Source organism: Pedobacter sp. MC2016-15, from assembly GCF_026239695.1.
In the GTDB taxonomy this organism is placed as follows: Bacteria; Bacteroidota; Bacteroidia; order Sphingobacteriales; family Sphingobacteriaceae; genus Pedobacter.
Map to the genome: position 1 here is coordinate 283,865 of NZ_JAPIVS010000003.1, position 15,171 is coordinate 299,035.

Below are 15,171 nucleotides of genomic sequence, written 5' to 3' on the forward strand. Positions count from 1 at the left end.
TTACTGTGAACAAATTTAATATCTACAAGCTGTCTTTAGGTTTAGCAGCTTTGTGCGTACTTACCGTATTGGTACTCCTTTTCACAACTGGTCTTGCACAGGCAGGGCCAGTTGTGATCGCTTTCTTTATTTTGCTGGCTATCGGTTTCAGAGGTTTTCCAACACTCAAAGGCTTTGCCTATACTGTAATTATTTTCGCTGCTGTATCCACAGCACTTTATTATCCTTCTTATTTTGTAGAATATGATGGTTTTAAGTTTGCGGTACTGATTACCCCCTTGATCCAGGTGATCATGTTTGGTATGGGTACTTCAATGAGTCTGGGTGACTTTGTAGGTGTAGTAAAAATGCCAAAAGGGGTTTTTATCGGTGTGTTCAGTCATTTCCTGATTATGCCGTTGCTGGGATATACGTTAGCTAATATTAGTGGATTCGAGCCGGAGATCGCTGCGGGAATTATCCTGATTGGCTGCTCGCCAAATGGGATGGCATCAAATGTGATATCTTATCTGGCGAAGGCGAATCTGGCGCTTTCAATTACGATTACCGCAGTTTCTACTCTGTTGGCGCCCTTGCTGACACCGCTACTAATGAAGTTTTTTGCAGGAGCTTTTATAAAGATCGATGTGATGCATATGATGCTGGATATCCTGAAAATGGTAATCGTCCCTATTGCTGCAGGATTGATCGTAAACAAACTCTTGAAAGGACGTGATAAATGGCTCGAAACGATCATGCCAATGATCTCGATGGCAGGTATTGCGTTTATCATTGTGATTATCACTGCTGCAGGACATGACAGTCTGCTGGATATTGGTTTCAAGCTAATCCTGTTGGTGCTGATCCATAATTTGCTGGGTTATACTTTGGGTTACTGGTCAGGCCGCTTATTCAGAATGAAAGAACGCGACTGCCGTACCATGGCAATTGAGGTAGGAATGCAAAACGGAGGACTAGCCTCCGGATTGGCAAAAGAGATGGGTAAAATGGCCACTGTAGGACTGGCACCGGCAGTTTTTGGACCGCTGATGAACGTCACAGGGTCTATTCTTGCGTCATACTGGCATCGCAAACCAATTACAGATGAAGAGATTCCTGAAGATGAAATTGTTCCTGTAACATAGATTAACAGGGGGATCCTGTTGAATTGTTTACGATTTCTCCAGGATCCCTTTTAAAATGATCAGACTTTTTTCAAGGTCCGTCCCCAGCATTTTATCTACAAAAAGATTGGTAAAGTTAAGTGGATATTTGCTATTTCCTTTCATTTCCCATTTTACTCTTGTTTGGCCAGCTGTTACAAAATAAGTGGTAATAGGAGTGTAGGCAATGCCCTCAAATGGTTTGATGAAACGTACCTCAACATCAATTCCCTCGCCCTCATTAATTTTGATAATTTCCTGCTCACCTTTTCCGGCCTGCTTATTTCCATCCCAGGCATACCTGAAACCGACTGTGCCATCCGTGCCTGTTAGTGTCTTTTTCATGTGAGGATCCATCATTACCCATTTACTGTAATACTCCTGGTTTTTTAAGAACCTGATATAGTCAAACACGGTCTGCCTGTCTTTGTTGATGGTTATCTCTCTGACAACGTGGTACTCTTTTTTTATAAAAAGCGCCATAATGAAAGGAATGGCAACAATCACTGCCAGTACAATTAGAATTTTGATAAAGATGTTCATATGATCAGGTTTTTTAGATGATTATACAAACTTAACCATTGGGGTAATTACCTATGAGGGCTAAACAAGTCAAAGTCAGTGGTGTTTTGCGACATGGTTGGTCTGAAGCTTGTCGCATTTACCCCCCTAATTTGACTGATGCGGGAATCATCTCATAGGTATGGGAGATGTACCTTAGCTGTTATTAAAACTAACCAAAATCTTAAAGAAATGACACAAATTATTGCATACCTGACTTTTGATGGTAACTGTGCAGAAGCCATGAACTTCTACAAAGAATGTATCGGCGGAGAATTGATGATTAATACCGTGGGGGATACTCCTATGGAAGGAGAATGTGGGGCAGCAAATCCGGGAGCGGTAATGCATGCCCAGTTGATCAGGGGCAGCCTTCAGCTGATGGCCTCTGATATGATGGGGGCAACTGAACTGATCAGGGGTAATGCAACGGCTCTTTCCCTGAATTGCAGTAGTGAGGATGAGATCAGAACTTTATTTGACGGACTGTCTGTAGGTGGAAGCGATATCTCCCCTTTAAAGGTTGAGTTCTGGGGGGCATTATTTGGTATGATCACTGACAAGTTTGGGATAAGGTGGCTATTGAATTTTGATCAGAACACATAGCGCTATTTCCGCCTGAAATTTTTTCTGGTGATCCACCTGATACGCCTTATCTGCTTTATTGCAGGTAGGGCATTTTTTTTACAAGATCATTTCCTCTGTCACAGGCGATCCTCTTCTTTTAAACAAATTTCTGATCAAGTATAATAAGTTTTTAAAGTGAACAAAAATGAATGAAACTGAATGCATTTTTTTGGTTTTAAATTTCTTTTATATTAATGTTAAATCGGTATTAAGTCTATATCTTATAAAACGTTTTAAACATTACTTAATAACCGTATTCATTCTGTTCATTATCACAGGCCTGTTTTAAACCGTTTAAACAGCTAATTGTTTATATATTAGATGTTTGTAATATTTATGCGACTGAAAAATTTTGTAGCAAGATTTAATTATAAATCTATAGCTTTATGATTAGTATCATTGATGTTGATAAAAATATGTAGATTTTAGACATTTATTTTTATCAATATATAATACGTCATGTTTGTTATTTAACCCTGCTGTGCCTCTTATTTAACTATAAACTATTATTTATCGATATGAAAGCTACCCAGATTCTCGCGATTACCCCATTTGAAAAACCTGATGTCCATCTTATATCCCAGTTATATATCTCTCAGGCTTTCCCGATACTTCATCTGGGAAGAGATCCTGATACGGCTGTTCAGGCATTAAATCAACTCTCATCAGAATATTCCGGAGAATTTGGAGTATGTGTGGTTGCTGGTTCCTGCCTGGATATCCCGCTTCCTGAACAAGTTAGTATGATTGTCTTACCCTGGGGACTAAAATTTAAAGGTAGGGATGGGCTGAAGTTTTTTTATCAGGTCCATAACATAGAGGAAGCAACGGAGGCAGCCGCGGCAGGTGCGGATGCAATTATTGTTAAAGGAAATGAAGCCGCGGGTAAGGTGGGTTATGAATCTTCTTTTGTGCTTTTTCAGCGGGTTATTAGCGCAGTTAAAGAAACTGCGGTCTATGTACAGGGTGGTCTTGGCGTACATACTTCTGCGGCAGTAATAGCTTTAGGAGCACAGGGGGTTGTATTTGATAGCCAGCTGGCATTATTCCCGGAGGCCGGTACGCCGCAGGAAATCAGGAAGGTATGTGAAAAACTGAGTGGTAATGAAACCCGGCTTTTCGCAGATTTTCGTGTCCTGGTGCGACCTAATTCTCCCCAACTACCAAATGGGGATAAGGATATTACAAAATATGTTGGGGATCTGAATCTTGAGCATAGTTATATACCATTAGGGCAGGATATTACTATTGCAGCAGATCTGGTGAATCGTTACAAAAAAATAAGCAGATTTATTCCGGCCCTTTACGAGGCAATACACGGTCATTTAAAGCAGGCGAAGGCACTGAATATCATCAGTCCTGGAAATGCGCTTGCAAGAGATTTAAATATCCCCTTTCCAATTGCTCAGGGGCCGATGACAAGGGTGAGTGATGTAGCTCCCTTTGCTGATACGGTGGCTGCGGCAGGGGCATTGCCTTTCATTGCACTTTCCCTTTTAAGAGGGGATAAGGCCAGGGAGCTGATAAATGACACAAAATCCCTGGCGGGAGAGAAGACCTGGGGAATAGGAATTTTGGGCTTTGCACCTCAGGACTTACGTGAGGAACAGATGGAGTATATTAAAGAAGCCATGCCACCCGTAGTTCTGATTGCCGGCGGTCGGCCCTCACAGGCAAAATCACTGGAAAAACTTGGCATTAAGACATTTCTGCATGTGCCATCAGTGTCATTACTGGATATGTTCTTAAAAGAGGGTGCCCGCCGGTTTGTATTTGAAGGCAGGGAATGCGGCGGCCATGTGGGGCCCTTATCCAGCATGGTCCTCTGGGAAAAGCAAATTGAAAGGTTACTGTTAGAAGATCATCCGGAAGAAATCAGTGTTTTTTTTGCAGGAGGTATTCACGATGCATTATCCGCTTCATTTGTTGCCATCATGGCTGCCCCCCTTGCAGCCAGGGGGATTAAAGTTGGCGTGCTGATGGGAACATCCTACTTATACACAAAAGAGGCTGTAACTACAGGCGCCATCCAGCCGCAATTTCAGGAACAGGCCATCGCTGCCACCAATACCGTTTTGCTGGAGACCGCCCCGGGTCATGAAACTCGCTGCCTTGATTCGGCATTTGCAGCGTTTTTTAATCAGGAAAAGGAAAAACTTGCGCAGCAGGGGATAGATAAGAAAGAGATCTGGGGGCAGCTGGAAACATTAAATGTAGGCAGGTTGCGCATCGCAGCAAAGGGACTAGAACGCCGGGGCAACCAGTTGCTTCATATCAATACTCAGGACCAGCTTCAGCTGGGGATGTATATGATTGGTCAGGTGGCCGCGATTTGTAGCAAAGTAATTTCCATTGCTGATTTGCACAGTGATGTAGCTGTAGGTAATTACCGCTATATCCAAAACGCAATCTTAAAGGGTCCGGAGGAAAATGACGACCATTCTTTAAATATAGCCATTGTGGGAATGGAGTGTATCTTTCCCGGAGCAAAAAATATTGATGAATACTGGAGAAACATTGTGCTGGGGACAGATTCTGTTACAGAAGTTCCTGAGGAACGCTGGAATAAAGCAATGTACTATAATCCGGACTCCGCAGAAGCGGATATGTCTCATTCCAAGTGGGGAGGATTTATACCTGTCATTGATTTTGATCCGCTGGAGTATGGTATCCCACCCAAATCACTGGCAGCAATAGAGCCAACACAACTATTGAGTCTGCTGGTTGCAAAAAAAGCACTGGAAAAGGCGGGCTATCGGGATGGGAACTACAATACAGAGAATGTATCGGTAATCCTGGGTGCCGAAGGGGGCAATGATTTGGCAAACAGCTACAGTTACCGCTGTTACACCAAACAGGTATTTGGTGAGATGCCGGTAGAACTGGATCAGGCATTGCCGAAAATGACAGAAGATTCTTTTCCGGGTATTCTGGCTAACGTGATTTCGGGAAGGATTACTAACAGGCTAAACCTGGGCGGTCGCAACTATACGGTGGATGCTGCTTGTGCGTCATCGCTGGCGGCACTCGATCTGGCCTGCCAGGAATTGGTAAGCGGAAAATCGGATATGGTACTTGCCGGTGGTGCAGACCTTCACAATGGCATCAATGATTACCTGATGTTTTCCAGTACTCATGCTTTATCGCGTATAGGAAGGTGTGCTACTTTCGATGCCGGTGCTGACGGGATTGCATTGGGTGAGGGAATAGCAATATTAGTGCTCAAAAGATATAAGGATGCCCTGAAGGATGGGGATACGATATACTCGGTGATTAGGGGTATCGGTGGTTCCAGTGATGGCAAGAGCCTGGGCTTAACAGCCCCGCGGAAATCCGGACAGGTTAAGGCGCTGGAACGCGCTTATGAGCAGGCAGGAATTTCGCCTTCCTTACTGGGGCTGGTTGAAGCTCACGGAACAGGAACTGTAGTAGGGGATAAGACAGAACTCAGTGCGCTCACGGATATGATGAACCATTCAGGGGCAATCGCTGGTCAGATCCACCTCGGTTCTGTAAAAACCCAAATCGGACATACCAAATGTGCGGCAGGAATGGCCGGGCTGATCAAGGCCGCATTATCGGCTCATTACGGTATTAAGCCACCGACAATTCATCTGAAAACACCTAATGACTATTATAATCCTGCCAATAGTCCTTTTTCATTTCATACGACAGCAGGACTATGGCTCGAAGAAAAACGCCGCGCAGGAATCAGTGCCTTTGGTTTCGGGGGAACAAATTTTCATGCGGTGATCGAAAGCAGCCATCAGGCTCCGGAGCAGCATTCAATTATTAAATCCTGGCCTGCAGAACTATTCGTCTTTAGGGGAGATACCTATGAGGAGGCCAGGTTAAGCTTAGGCCGGGTGAAGGGTTTGCTGGAAGAGAATGACAGTATAGATCTGAAAAATATTGCTTACAGCTTAGCTGTGGGAAGCAATGCAGAAATACAACTGACTATCGTAGCCAGCAGTGCCGAGGATCTGAGTATGAAGATTGATCTGGCATTATCCGGTGTTGAAAGCCATGATACATTCATTACCAAAAAAAAAGCAGGTAAGGTCGCTTTTTTGTTTCCCGGACAGGGAAGCCAGCGTATCAATATGGGTAGAGACCTATTTGTGATCTTCCCGGCCATGCGTAAACTGCTAAGCCAAAATCCCAACTATCTCCACATACTTTTCCCTGAGACAGTCTTTGATGAATCCGCCATCAAATCACAGAAAGAAAAAATTAAAGATACCAGAATGGCACAACCTCTGCTGGGTATAGTTGATCTGGCGCTCGCTAATTTTCTCAGGGAGCTTGGCATTGAGCCTGATATGGTAGCTGGGCACAGCTATGGAGAATTGCCTGCGCTATGTTTTGCCGGAGCATTTGCTGAAGATCAGCTCGTGCCGCTGAGTGAGAAGAGGGCGGCCGCGATTCTGGCTGCGGTGGTGGGAGAAGATCCCGGAGCCATGCTTGCCGTGAACTGTCCGAAGGAAGATGTATTTCAGTTGATTGACGGCTGGGAGGATGTATATGCCGTAAATTATAATTCTCCATCCCAGATTGTATTTGCCGGAACTACCGTTGCCATTCAAAAACTTTCCGCCCTCTTAAAGAGCTCCAGGATTTCTTTCCGGCCCCTTGAAGTAGCCTGTGCCTTTCACAGCCCTCTGGTAGAACGTTCAAGTGAGCTCTACGCGCAAGTGCTGCGGGAAGTGCAATTTAATGACCTTTCCTTGCCCGTATGGTCTAATACAACCGCATCCTTATATCCCAACCAGGCTGACGAAATCCGGAAGAGACTTTGTGATCATTTAGTACAACCAGTGAAATTTGCTGATCAAATCCGGCAGATGTATGCCGAGGGTACGAGAGTATTCATTGAAGTAGGACCTGGAAAAGTACTGAGCACGCTGACCAAGGCGTGTCTGGGTAAAGACGAATTAATACTTCATACTGAAGATCAGGGCAGTCATAAGATGTCGCACTTACTCTGTACCATCGCTGCCTATCTGGCCTCTAGCCGTCGGGTAAAATTGGAGAAACTTTATGAAGGCAGGGATTGTGAGCTGCTCGACCTGAAAGATATTGCTAAATATAAAAAGAGTGCTGCCATATGGCGCGTCAACGGGCAGCATGCTTATCCTTCTGTTGGAGAATTGCCCTTGTATGGTGCTTCGCCTATTATAGAACCATTAAAAATGAAAATCAACGATCAGAAAACTGAACCGGTTATGGTTGCCGCACATGGCGCCGAACTGATGATGCAGGAATATCTAAATAGTATGAAGATGATGATCCAGGCACAGAGAGATGTCATGCTGAAATTTCTGGGCCAGCAAATCCCGCCAGACCACCCACTGGTAATTCATGAGCAGTTTGGCGCGGTCAATCATCACTTGCCTCTTGCGCACACTCCTGTCCACAAAGAGCCGCTCGCAAATCATAGCGAAATGGATTTGGAGCCCATGGTAAATCATATGGATGTGAACGAGATACTGCTCCAGATTGTGAGTGATAAAACAGGGTATCCACAGGAGATGCTGGGAATGGAGATGGACCTGGAGGCTGATTTAAGTATAGATTCGATCAAGCGCATGGAAATTATTGGTACCCTGCGTACAGCATTGGGGGGCTTCAGCCAAAATAATAAAAGTGAAGATGCTGCAACGGAGGAGCTTTCAGGGATAAAAACACTGAGTGGATTAATTGCCTGGATCAATGAGAATGCAGTTGCTGCCGGCGGTGTAGCCAACCCTGTTCAAACAGAAATTACTGTGCAGGTAGATCCACATCGCTTCAGTACCGCAGATATTCATTCTGCACTGCTGCATAGTGTCAGTGAGAAAACCGGATATCCGCAGGAGATGTTGGGTATGGATCTTGACCTTGAGGCAGATCTGAGTATTGATTCTATCAAACGGATGGAAATAATTTCAGAAATGAGAGAGAAGATCGGGTTCCATGTTGCGGATGATGAAGCGGATAGGATCTTGGAAAATATGGCTGGAATAAAAACATTAAACGGACTGGTGAATCTCTTTACTCAGTTAGAATCGGATAGTGTTGAACCGGTAACGACAGCAAAAAAGTTCGGCGAGCAAAATAGCGGGCATCCAGTGGTCAAGGAACGGCTTAACAGACTCCGCTTCGAACTAATAGAATCGGCAGGCACGCTGAACGACATATCAGACCTCAAAGATATGCGTTTCGCAATTAGCGGAGATCCCGGACCAGCAGCTACAGCATTGAAAAATCTTTTTCGGGAATATGGCGGAAACGCTGATTTCGTTTCGGGGACTGAGCCGCTGACAGATTACCAGGGATTGATTATCCTGAACCTGTATGAAGGGCAACAGCAGCGTATGATCACGGATTATATCCAGATGATCAAAGGGTTTAATTTTGCTGAACTCAAGTGGCTGTATTTTATCTCTGATACACAAAGTACAGTGGATGCAACCTCTGATCCCGGCGGTCTGAGAAGGTTTCAGGGATACGCGGGGCTGTTCAAAAGTTTGGATAAAGAGTATGATCATACCAAATGCAGGATCATCAGTTTAACAGAAAAACTAACGCCCCCAGAGGTTGCCGCAGTTACCTTAAATGAAGTGCTGAACTCAGACCTGTCGGCAGAGGTGATTTACCGGGGGAATGTGAGGCATACAGTGGCGCTGGTGCCATCAGAATTAAGTACAACAGGAACTCCTGTTAAGTTGGACAAAAATGCGGTTGTACTGGTATTAGGCGGAGGACAGGGGATAACGTCCAATCTCCTGATGCATATTGCAAAAGATTATCCATGCCGGTATATTTTGCTAGGCCGTTCGGCCGATCCCCGTGATACAGATTTAAATGAGTTTTTCCATTTAAAAACCCGGGAAGAGATCCGAAGCCATCTGATCAGGAAGGGAGAGCTCAAAACTCCAATGGAAATAGAAAGGGAAACTACGAAGATTGATAAAAATAACCAGATCCTGGAAACCATTCTCTCGCTTGAGAAAAATGGATCTGTAGTATCCTACGTCTCTCTTGATCTGAGAAATGAGGAAGAACTTTCAAGGTTGATCGCCAGGGTTTACGAAGAACATGGCAGGATTGACGGAATAATCCATGGTGCCGGACTTCTTGAAGATAAATTGTTTGAGGCTAAAAGTCTGGATTCATTCCAACGGGTGTTTGATACCAAAGTTACTCCATTGCGGGTATTGGCGGAGCAGCTTCGTGCTGACACCCAATTTTTGATATTTTTCTCCAGCATAGCATCGGTCTACGGAAACCGCGGTCAGACTGACTATGCCGCAGCCAATAGCGTGATGGACAGGTATGCCTGGGCGTTGAAAGAAAAAATCAGGGGAAAGGTCATGTCTATCAATTGGGGGCCCTGGAAAGGGGCAGGAATGGTGTCTCCTACGTTGGAAAAAGAATATGAACGCCGTGGCATAGCACTCATCCCTTTAAACGAAGGCATGGACATCTTCCTGGATGAATTGAAGTACGGTAATGAAAGTCAGGTGTTGATCATGGCCGGTAATAAGTGGTAGGATGAAAAAGACCGATGTCGCCATAGTGGGCATGTCCTGCGTTTTTCCCGGTGCCAGGGATATAGAAACTTTCTGGCAAAATATTATTAATCAGGTAGATTCTACCCAAACTGTACCCGACAACAGAATCGACCCGATTCATTTTGATACCGCTTCTGTTGGGGTAGACCGTTTTTATTGTAACAGGGGTGGCTTTATACCTGAAATAGAATTCAATGCGGCCCGTTTTGGAATCTTGCCACTGGCAGTTGAAGGTACAGAACCGGATCACCTGATCACCCTTAGCTTGGTACAGCGGGCGCTGGAAGATGCAGGGGTCTTTGAAAAAAATCTTTCACTGCAAAAAACAGGAATCATCATAGGGAAGGGTAACTATGCCGGTCCCGGTGCAACACGAGCCATAGAAATTGTGAGGACAGGAGAGCAGATCGTAAATCTTTTGAAAGATCTTCTCCCGGATCTTAATGCCGCTGATCTTGATAAGGTGAAGAAAGAGTTTCAGCAGCGCAAAGGTCGTTTTGGACCTGATACGGCGATGGGTCTCATCCCAAATCTGGTTGCTTCTCTGGTTGCCAACCGTCTCAACTTAGGCGGGGTAGCCTACACCCTGGATGCAGCCTGTGCCAGTTCGCTGATCGCAGTAGACCATGCTGTACAGGAACTGAACAGCGGGCGCTGTGATATGGTTGTAGCCGGCGGTGTTCATATTGGCCAGAATGCGGCCTTCTGGAGTATCTTCAATCAACTCGGTGCTTTGTCGCGTAAGGGAAAGATTGCACCTTTTGATGAACAAGCCGATGGCTTACTGATCGGTGAAGGTTGTGGTTTTGTAGTGCTAAAGAGGCTGGAAGATGCCATTGCATCGGCCGACAGGATATATGCGGTTATCAAAGGTACCGGGGTAAGCAGCGACGGCAGTGGTACAAGTGTCATGAGCCCCTCAGTAAAAGGACAGCTTAAAGCTATGCAGCTTGCCTGGGAAAAAGCAGGGACCAATCGCGCTGACATAGGTTATATCGAGGCTCATGGTACAGGGACGCCTCTGGGTGATAAAACTGAACTGGAAACTTTATCGCAATTTTTTGGAAATGATACCCTTCTGCCTAAAGCAGGACTTGGAACAGTAAAATCAAATATCGGCCATGCTATGCCCGCAAGTGGGATTGCAGGATTAATCAAAACGGCACTCGCATTGCACCATGAGGTCATTCCTCCGACAATAAATTGCGAAGTGCCACTGGCTCAAATGGACGCAAGCCGCTTTGCCTTAGTTCAGCGGGCTCGCGACTGGCATAACTCTGGTTTACCCAGACTGGCGGGGGTAAATGCTTTTGGCTTTGGGGGCATCAATGCACATGTAGTTCTTGAAGGCCACGAAGAAATAGCACCAGCTCCGCAGGAGGATCTTAAAACTGATCATTTGTTGCTACTGGCCCGGCCTCATCTGGCAGCATTACTAGAAGCACTGGAAAATGCTGACGGACATATTCATCAGCCTCCGGGCGAAGGTAATTACAGGATTGCCATATTTGATCCAACTCCGGACCGGATCATAAAGGCCATTAAGATTGCTGCTAAAGATAAACCCTGGCGCAACAAACAGGATATATGGTTTACCAATGCCCCGCTTTTGCAGGGAGATGGAAAAGTTGCATTTATTTTTCCAGGACTGGACGGCCTCGTAGCTGCGGAAGCAGATAGTGTAGCCAGATATTTTAATATTCAGCAGGAAAATATTGTTAAATCTGATGGATTGCTGAATGATGCTTTAAAAGTATTTCACAAAAGTGGCATTCTTGATGAGGCTCTAAAAAAGTTAGGTATCAAACCTGATATGCTGGCTGGTCACAGTCTGGGCGAATGGCTGGCTTCAAGGTCATCCGGACTGGTGGAAAATGCATCTGTGATGCAGCTCTTCAATAGCCTTGATCCAGAATCTTATGAGTTGAAGGATTCAAAATTTATTGCTATTAGTGCAGGTCTCAAGGAACTGCAGCCAATAATTGCAGATATAGAAGACTTATACCTGAGTAATGATAATTGTCCGCAGCAGATTATTCTTTGCGGCAGTTCTGCAGCACTTGATCAGCTGCTGCCCATCTTAAAGAAGCAACAGATTTTTCATCAGGTTCTCCCATTTCAATCCGGTTTTCACTCGCCTTTTATTGTGGACAGGCTGGATGATATCATGAAGGGGATGAGCCGTCTCAAGTTTAACAGGGCAGAAATTCCGTTATGGTCCGCTACTACTGTTGAAGCTTATCCAGAAGATCCGGAGGCAATTTTAGAACTCAATGTAGCACATCTGATGAAGCCTGTACGTTTTCGTGAGCTTACAGAAAGGCTGTATGCAGAAGGAGCAAGAGTATTTATACAAGTTGGCACAGGTAGCGTACTTGGATTTATTGATGATACTTTACGGGGCTATAATATCAGCACAGTTTCTTCGGGCACGGCACTGCGTCCAGGTCTTGCACAGTTGCAGCGTGTGCTGGCAGCATTATTTATCGAAGGGAGAGCAGTTGATATGAAGCTGATGGGATACGGAAATCCTGCGGGCATAAACCGTCAGGGTGTCAAACTGCAGCTTGGCCTTCCCTTAATTCATGATTTTCCGGAGCTTAAAAAATTAGGATTGCCCGCCTTATCGGATAAAAATAAAGAATTGCAGGACTCAGGCAATTCTCTGATGCAGGTATTTAACAGGAATATCGCCGAAATGGCAGAAATACAGTCAGAGCTACTACAGGCATTTCAAAATAGAGTAAGCATTCCGAAACCAGCCGGCACTATAGCAGTACAGCCATCAGTAGTGAGATATTCTTTCAGCAAAAAGTTGGATATATCATTGGCAAACAGTCCTTATCTCATTGATCATTGCCTGATGAGACAACCTGAAGGATGGACCTGCATAGACGACATGGACCCAGTTATACCGATGACTATGATCTTTGAACTTTTCGCCGAAGCCGCCGCTACTCAGGCCCCGGGGGAGAGTGTTCATCAAATAAAGAATATCAAGGTTTTTCAATGGATGAACGTAACAGGTCCATTCAGGGAGACGATTAATGGAGAATGGAAAGATCAGCAGACACTGCGCCTCACCCTGGATCGGTATGCCGAAGCAGAAGTCACTCTGGCAACCTCAGTTGCGGCTTCGCCTGTACTGAATTTTGATATCGGAAAGCCAATGAATATACAGCGCAGCCGGAAACAGATATATGAAGAGCATATGTTTCATGGGCCAGCCTATCAGGGCATAAAAGAGCTGATCAGTGTGGCAGACAAAGGCATCAGGGGTATCATCAGCGGCGGTGCAGGAAAAGGATCACTAATGGATAACGCCGGCCAGCTCTTTGGTCTGTGGCTACAGCTAAGTCTCCCATCTGACCGCATTGCCTTTCCGGTTAAAATCCAGGAAATCGCATTTTATGCTGATCTTAAAGATCAACAGGGCGATTTTGAATGTACCTGTGAGCTGACCGAACTAAACGAGGAATATGCGACGGCAAATTTCCTGCTGAAACGGAGGGGGCAGGTCTGGGCAGTCATTACCGGTTGGCAGAACAGGCGCATGGGCATTGATGAGCCGCTGTGGCGCGTATCTATGTCACCCTTAAATAACTACCTCTCAGAAGAGATTGCGCCTGGCATCTTTATGTTCCATCATGCCTATAGCAGAGTAGTTTCATGGAATTTTGTTTTAAAGCGATATTTCGGGCAGAGGGAGAAAACGCATTATGACTCCCTGATGCCTAACAGGAAAAAGGAATGGATGATCAGCAGGATCGCAGTGAAAGATGCGGTAAGAAATCTACTGATCAGGACGAGAAAGGAATCCTTATATCCGATCCAATTTGATGTGCTGTCTGATGAATTGCACCGGCCATACCTCAGTGGTAAAATGACAGATGATATCCATATTTCAATTGCTCATAAAAGTACTGATGCTGTGGCAATTGCCCGGTACGGTAATGCTGTTGGAATCGACATCGAACGTATCGAAGAACGGAGTCCAGGATTCTATGAGCTGGTATTTTCCGAAGAAGAGCGCCAGCTGCTGCAGGAATATGATAAGGATGAATGGGCTACACGATTTTGGGTGGCAAAGGAAGCTTATGGGAAATTTCTGGGCAAAGGTCTGCAAGGTAATCCCAAGGCCTATATCATCGCTGAAATTCGTGGTGAAGAACTGAGAATCAACGACATTTTCATACAAACAATCAAACATAAAAACTATATCATCGGATGGACACAATAGTAACTGCAGGAAAACTGAACAACGAAGAGATTTTTAATCTCCTGAAACAATTTATTACAGAGGTTATAGGCGAAGAGTTTGCTGAAGAAATGGATATTTCAATGGAAAGTTCTTTTAATAAAGATCTGGAAATGGATAGTATAGAAATCGTCGCATTTTCAGAAAAAATCAAAGCACACTTTGGTGACAAGATAGATTTTACCGGTTGGTTGTCAGACATGGATATCGATCAGCTGATTGCTCTGAAGCTGGGAATGATTGTGAAATTTATTGAGACATGCCAATAATCAGTGTCAATAACAGGGACGTGCATATTCAGGAGCTGAATACTGCCGCATCCGAAACCATATTGCTTGTGCACGGTATGCTGGGCAATCTTTCCGTCTACTACTTTAGGATCGCCCCGATCTTAGCAAAACATTTCCACGTGGTGATGTATGACCTGAAAAGCCATGGGATGAGCGAAAAGATCACTACTGGCTATGACCTGAACAGCCTCACTGATGATGTGGCTCATCTGATGGAAAGACTGAGCATCTCCTCGGCCTATCTGGCCGGCTACAGTTTTGGCGGATTAATATCTTTAAAGATGGCGGTGCGTTTCCCGCATAGGGTTAAAAAACTGGTACTGATCGATGCGCCGAATCCAAATGATGATAAAACCCGGATGATGATGGATGCCTATAACAGGGAATCACTGGAGAATTATCTCAACGGCCCAAACAAAACCAAACCGGGTAAAAGGTTGATTGACCGCAAGCACAGGTTATATGAACACTTGTTTCATGAAACTACAATTAAAAGGGATGTGATGGGCGAAAGAGATTTCTTTAGCGCTGCTGAGATTGCACAGGTTAAACAGGAGACGCTGCTTCTTTACGGATGTTATTCACCCTGCCTGGAGGCAGGTGAAAGCCTGAAAGGCAAAATTAGCAACGCAGCATTGGTTGCCTTAAACGGCGATCATGATATCCCGCTGCAGGAACCCGAAAAAATAGGGAACATGATGGAATCATTTTTCAGAAATCAAATGGCACAAGCTTAA

General features: G+C 44.9%; 7 protein-coding genes. 6 read left to right on the forward strand and 1 reads right to left on the reverse strand.

The features are described 5' to 3' along the window. Nucleotides 1-5: 5 nt before the first annotated feature. Nucleotides 6-1,124 (forward strand): bile acid:sodium symporter family protein, encoded by a 1,119-nt coding sequence (locus OQY15_RS10215; RefSeq protein ID WP_265791006.1) that lies wholly within the window; start codon nucleotides 6-8, stop codon nucleotides 1,122-1,124. Nucleotides 1,125-1,151: 27 nt separating this feature from the next. Here OQY15_RS10215 and OQY15_RS10220 read toward each other — a convergent pair whose 3' ends face one another. After that, on the reverse strand, nucleotides 1,152-1,685 hold the full coding sequence (locus tag OQY15_RS10220; protein ID WP_265791008.1) for an SRPBCC family protein: 534 nt from the start codon (nucleotides 1,683-1,685) through the stop codon (nucleotides 1,152-1,154). Nucleotides 1,686-1,895: 210 nt separating this feature from the next. Between OQY15_RS10220 and OQY15_RS10225 the strand changes: the two genes are divergently transcribed. The 5 genes from OQY15_RS10225 (at nucleotide 1,896) to OQY15_RS10245 (ending at nucleotide 15,171) form a co-directional block, all read left to right on the forward strand. Further along, the gene (locus tag OQY15_RS10225) at nucleotides 1,896-2,309 is read left to right on the forward strand and encodes a VOC family protein (RefSeq protein ID WP_265791010.1); all 414 of its coding nucleotides are present in this window, start codon (nucleotides 1,896-1,898) and stop codon (nucleotides 2,307-2,309) included. Nucleotides 2,310-2,848: 539 nt separating this feature from the next. Continuing rightward, nucleotides 2,849-9,865, forward strand: coding sequence for a type I polyketide synthase (locus tag OQY15_RS10230; RefSeq protein WP_265791030.1), 7,017 nt, complete (start codon nucleotides 2,849-2,851; stop codon nucleotides 9,863-9,865). Between the two features lies 1 nt (nucleotide 9,866). Continuing rightward, nucleotides 9,867-14,126 carry a beta-ketoacyl synthase N-terminal-like domain-containing protein gene (locus OQY15_RS10235; protein ID WP_265791101.1) on the forward strand — a complete coding sequence of 1,420 codons (4,260 nt, stop codon included), beginning with the start codon at nucleotides 9,867-9,869 and terminating at the stop codon, nucleotides 14,124-14,126. Continuing rightward, nucleotides 14,114-14,413, forward strand: a complete 300-nt coding sequence (locus tag OQY15_RS10240; RefSeq protein ID WP_265791104.1) for an acyl carrier protein — start codon at nucleotides 14,114-14,116, stop codon at nucleotides 14,411-14,413. The genes OQY15_RS10235 and OQY15_RS10240 overlap by 13 nt, the downstream gene beginning before the upstream one ends. After that, on the forward strand, nucleotides 14,404-15,171 hold the full coding sequence (locus tag OQY15_RS10245) for an alpha/beta hydrolase (RefSeq protein WP_265791109.1): 768 nt from the start codon (nucleotides 14,404-14,406) through the stop codon (nucleotides 15,169-15,171). The genes OQY15_RS10240 and OQY15_RS10245 overlap by 10 nt, the downstream gene beginning before the upstream one ends.

Bases quoted from the DNA above. Each gene is read 5' to 3' on its own strand.
- OQY15_RS10220 (WP_265791008.1), bottom strand. From the start codon at position 1,685: ATGAACATCTTTATCAAAATTCTAATTGTACTGGCAGTGATTGTTGCC.
- OQY15_RS10225 (WP_265791010.1), top strand. From the start codon at position 1,896: ATGACACAAATTATTGCATACCTGACTTTTGATGGTAACTGTGCAGAA.
- OQY15_RS10230 (WP_265791030.1), top strand. From the start codon at position 2,849: ATGAAAGCTACCCAGATTCTCGCGATTACCCCATTTGAAAAACCTGAT.
- OQY15_RS10235 (WP_265791101.1), top strand. From the start codon at position 9,867: ATGAAAAAGACCGATGTCGCCATAGTGGGCATGTCCTGCGTTTTTCCC.
- OQY15_RS10240 (WP_265791104.1), top strand. From the start codon at position 14,114: ATGGACACAATAGTAACTGCAGGAAAACTGAACAACGAAGAGATTTTT.
- OQY15_RS10245 (WP_265791109.1), top strand. From the start codon at position 14,404: ATGCCAATAATCAGTGTCAATAACAGGGACGTGCATATTCAGGAGCTG.